The sequence below is a fragment of the Azospirillum isscasi genome, from assembly GCF_030849505.1.
Taxonomy (GTDB): domain Bacteria; phylum Pseudomonadota; class Alphaproteobacteria; order Azospirillales; family Azospirillaceae; genus Azospirillum; species Azospirillum isscasi.
Genome location: NZ_JAUJFI010000273.1, coordinates 1 through 3,955 on the forward strand (window position 1 = coordinate 1; position 3,955 = coordinate 3,955).

General features: G+C 71.0%; 7 protein-coding genes. 4 read left to right on the top strand and 3 right to left on the bottom strand.

The genetic code is table 11. The features are described 5' to 3' along the window. From QSG27_RS27955 to QSG27_RS27965, 3 genes are all read right to left on the bottom strand, one after another. Positions 1–1,136 (bottom strand): MobA/MobL family protein (locus QSG27_RS27955; protein WP_306712004.1); only part of this gene is annotated, 1,136 nt, incomplete at its 3' end. Continuing rightward, complete coding sequence (locus QSG27_RS27960) at positions 1,133–1,423, bottom strand: hypothetical protein (protein WP_306712006.1); 291 nt, start codon at positions 1,421–1,423, stop codon at positions 1,133–1,135. The genes QSG27_RS27955 and QSG27_RS27960, both read right to left, overlap by 4 nt. Next, a complete protein-coding gene (locus QSG27_RS27965; protein ID WP_306712007.1) occupies positions 1,420–1,944 on the bottom strand; it encodes a hypothetical protein in 525 nt (174 codons plus the stop codon). Before QSG27_RS27965 ends, QSG27_RS27960 begins: the two co-directional genes overlap by 4 nt. Positions 1,945–2,161: 217 nt before the next feature. Between QSG27_RS27965 and QSG27_RS27970 the strand changes: the two genes are divergently transcribed. The 4 genes from QSG27_RS27970 to QSG27_RS27985 form a co-directional block, all read left to right on the top strand. After that, the gene (locus QSG27_RS27970; RefSeq protein ID WP_306712008.1) at positions 2,162–2,479 is read left to right on the top strand and encodes a BAR domain-containing protein; all 318 of its coding nucleotides are present in this window, start codon (positions 2,162–2,164) and stop codon (positions 2,477–2,479) included. Further along, positions 2,476–2,802, top strand: coding sequence for a hypothetical protein (locus tag QSG27_RS27975; protein WP_306712009.1), 327 nt, complete (start codon positions 2,476–2,478; stop codon positions 2,800–2,802). The genes QSG27_RS27970 and QSG27_RS27975 overlap by 4 nt, the downstream gene beginning before the upstream one ends. A 62-nt stretch (positions 2,803–2,864) precedes the next feature. Then, positions 2,865–3,644 (top strand): hypothetical protein, encoded by a 780-nt coding sequence (locus QSG27_RS27980; protein ID WP_306712011.1) that lies wholly within the window; start codon positions 2,865–2,867, stop codon positions 3,642–3,644. After that, positions 3,637–3,955: hypothetical protein (locus QSG27_RS27985; RefSeq protein ID WP_306712012.1), on the top strand; the 319-nt coding region annotated here is incomplete at its 3' end. The genes QSG27_RS27980 and QSG27_RS27985, both read left to right, overlap by 8 nt.

Sequence of the window (3,955 nt, forward strand, 5' to 3'; positions counted from 1 at the left end):
GGCCGGGCCTCGCCGACGACGGTGATGCCGCGCGCTGCCAGCGCGGCGGCTAGGCGATCCCGCTGACTGGGGTCGGTGCCGCTGAGTGTGACCTCTGTCCAGCCTGCGGCGACGGCGCGGTCGGCCATAGTGGCGACCGCTCCGCCGGAGGGGCGGCCAGAGCGCAGGCGGATAGCGTCCTGGCGCTGGATCACGACGGCGCCGTCGGCCAGCCGCAGCGCGATGGCGTCGGCGCGGCGACTCACAGCGACGATGGGGCCGCGTGGCTCGACCTCGATCCACGGCGGGCCTGGGCGCACGCGGCGCGGCCGCACGGTCAACGCGCAACGCTCATGCGTGGCGGCGAGCGCGGCGACCTCCTGTACGGACTGGACGGCGACGCGGCGGGCGGCGCGGAGTTGGCGGCGCACCGGGCGCGCGGCGATCACGGAGCCGTAGACCTCCGCGTCATCCGGATTCTTTTTCCAGGCCTCGACCGCCCGGCGCGACACGTTGCGCTCGGGCGGCACAGGCCCCGCCTGTTTTTCGGGATTGAGGCGCGCCTCGTCGATTCCGTGCTCCGCAAGGAATTTGTTGGCGGCCTCCGCGACGGCCACGCGCATGTCGCGGCCCCGGCGGGCGCGAAATCCCTGGTCGAGCGCGCTACTTTTTTTGCCGAATTTGTCGCCGTCAAACACGCGGGTCGCGATCAGCAGGTGGGCGTGGTCGTTGGTGCCGCCATCGCTTGCCTTGACGCGGTGTGCGTCCACCTGGACGGCCACGCCGTAGCGCTCCGACAGCATCCGGCCAACGGCCTCGCCGAAGCCAGCGGTGAGTTCCTTGGGCACGGCGCGGGGCACGGAAACCTCAATCCACCGCGCGATGCACGCATCTCGCCGCTTGTCGGCCGATTCCGCCGCTCGCCACAGCGTCGCCGGGTCGGCTGCCCACGCGGGCGCGCCGTCCGGCAGCAGCACGCGAGTCTCGGTCACGAGTTCGTTGCGTTTCCGCGCGAAGTCGAACACGCGGCCGTCGGACGCCTCGTACCGTGCCGCTGCGTGATAAGCCGAAAGCGCGACGGCGTTGCCGCCGGTCGCGCGCTCGGTCGTGGCGGCCCTGCTGACCGTGCCGAACCGGATGTGGGTGTGCGTCGTCACGTCACGGCGCGCTCGGCGGCCTCGACCTCGGCGAGGATTCGGTCGGCGATCTCGGCCGGTCCCTCGCCTACGGTCTGACCGCCCCCGGCCTCGACGTACGCGCGCAGGACTGTGGTGTAGACAAGCAGCCAGCGCGCCAGCGCCGCGCGGGCGTCGCTCGGGTGGACGGTGTCGCCGTCGGCGAGCATCACGCCGACAGCCGCCGCATAGGGGTCTGCGGCCTGCCACGCGCTGGCAGGGACGCGCATGGCGGCGCGTCCCGCGCGCCGGACGTCGGCAGTGGTCACCACGGGATCACCATGTCGTCGGGGTCAATGGCGACGGAGCGGGGCGGCGGCGGCAGTTGGCGCCACTCCAGCACGAGATTCCGGCCGTCTGGCGCGGTGATTTCGAGCCACGAGCCGGTGAGTCTCGCGCGCACAACGCGACCACAGCGAGGCCGGGTCCATTCGACGAGATTCTTTCCGACATGGGTCACGGCGACGCGAGCGAGACGCCGTTCGAACCGCCGGGGGCCGGGGTCGTGGCTGTCTCGCCAGACGACGCGACAACCGGGCACCGTCTCGCCATAGATGCGCTTTTTTGGTGGCAGCGGCTCCGTCGCTGCCACCGGATACAGAGCGGCGCCGCACGGGTAGCCGTCCACCCACGCAGTTGCGCGGGCGTCTGGCCGAATACGACGACCAAGCGCGCGCCACCGACTCTCACTGTGCAGGTCGTCGGGCACATCGGCGGCGCGGCGATAGTGGCGGCCCGTGGTGGCGAGCGTGCCTGTCTCGGTCGGCGGTGTGTTGGCGGGGGTGAGCATGGCGTGGCCTCCTGGCGGGGGTGAGGGGCGGCAGCCCCACGAGCGGAGTCAACAGATTTTGCAAAGCAAAATTTGGTGACTCCTAAGCGAGACTAAACAAAGGCTCCGTCTCTCTTGCCTGTCCTCGAGGATAGAACCGGCATATCCGCATTTCAACGGTTGTCTTGATTCCCTCACCCGGCCGTCACTACTCTCATCATAGGCCGAATGCGTTTTCATGGGGTTCGCCGTGACTGAGAAAAAGTTGACAACGACTGAATTGGAGGCGCGGATTTCTGCCGCCCGCGAGCGCGAAAAACGGGCTCGGAATGCCGCCGCGAGACTGCAACGGCAACTCGTGACCGTGGATCGAAAACTGGCTGCGCAACAGAAAATTGTGTTGGGAGCGGCCCTGCTGCGGCTGGCGCAGGCCTCGCCGGAACGCGTTGACGGCCTCCGTCGGCTGGTCCTCCCCCACGTCGCGCGACCGGGGGACCGCGCTTGCCTCGCTGGGACGCCGTTCGCGCCCGGCGAAAACGACGGAGGCGCGGCATGATGTGGCGGCGAAATGACACCCCGGCCGACGATCCCGTCGTCGGCGCGTTGGCAGACCTGGATTTTGACCTGGGGGCGTTCGATGACCCCGCCCCCGCCCCCGACGCTCCGGTTGTCGGCCCGCTGGCACTACTGGGAATCCCGGATGCGGAGCCGCTGCTCGGCGACGCGATTGAAATCCGTGTGAGCGTCGAGCCGGGGTCGCTCGGACGGCGAGTCGTGTCCGTAGAGGCCCGCTACGACGCCAGCGGAGACACCCGCCGCGAGGCGCTGCTCGTGGCGGTGCTGGTGCTGCTGGAAGATCTCCGAGGGCGACCGCTGTGAGCACTCCGCCCCCGTTTCCTTGTCGGCGGCCGGGCCAGCCCTACGCCACCTACCTCGACGCCGTGTCGCGCTATCTCGCCAGCCCCTCCGTGCAGCTGACGGCCTACCAGAACGCCATCAACTCCGGCCACGGCGCCGACTGGCGCGACCTCGGCCCAGACGGCGAGCCGCTGACTTGGTGGCGTCAGACTTTGCGCCGCGACGACAGACTCGTCGCACGGCGCCTCCGGGCGCTGCTCACGTGGCGCCTGGACCCCAGACCGGCGCCAGAGCCCCCGCGCGGCGCCGACAGCGACCTTGACGACGTGTTGCTCGCGGCGGTCAACGCGCTCGACGTTGCGCGGTCGGCGGATCTCGCGCTCACGCTACGCGGTCCAGGCCTTGGCCTCGTGCTGGCTGGGCTGCGTGAGCGCGGCGAGAGAGTGCTCGCCACGCGACCGGATCTCGCTGCCGTTCTGCCCGGCCCGCCGGTCGCCGTTGTGCTCGACGGCGACACGCCGTCGAGCACGCCGAGCGAGGTGGAGCAGTTGGCGCCCGGCACGGCGCCCGACTCGCGCGAACAGATCGACGCCCTGGTCGCGGCGGCGCTGCGCGGTGAAGATCTGTCCCGGTTGCCCCACCACCTACTCGCGGCCATTCGCGCGGCGTTGCTAGAGCGGGCGCTCGATCTGGCAGTCGAAGCGAAGCTCCCGGCGGCGGCGGACCCGGACGCCGATCCGGAGACGCTGCTCGCCGATCTGCTCGCGTCGCCCGAGTTTCAAGCGGCGGCGGCCGGGCTGCGGGCGGCGTTGGGCGGCGTGTCGTTGGCGCTGACGCCGACGGGAGGATACGGGAATGGCTAAGCTGCTGCGCGGCCTTGCTGCGCTGACCGGCGCCGACGCTGTCACGGGCGCTGTTGGATCGTCGGCGCAGTTGCACGGCTGGTTGTCCCGGCGCCTTATTCGCACCGCACGCGGCGACGTGCCACCCACCCGCCCGCTGCCGCGCTGGCTGTCGCGGCTGCTGGCGCTGCCGATGATCGTGCGCCTGGTCGAGCGGCGGCCGGTGACGCTGGGCGGGCTGTGGCGGTCCTGGGCGCTGTGGGTTGCGCTGGCGACGACAGGCCTGTGCGCGGCCGTCCTGGCGGCGCCCGCTGGCGCCTGGAGCGCAGTGG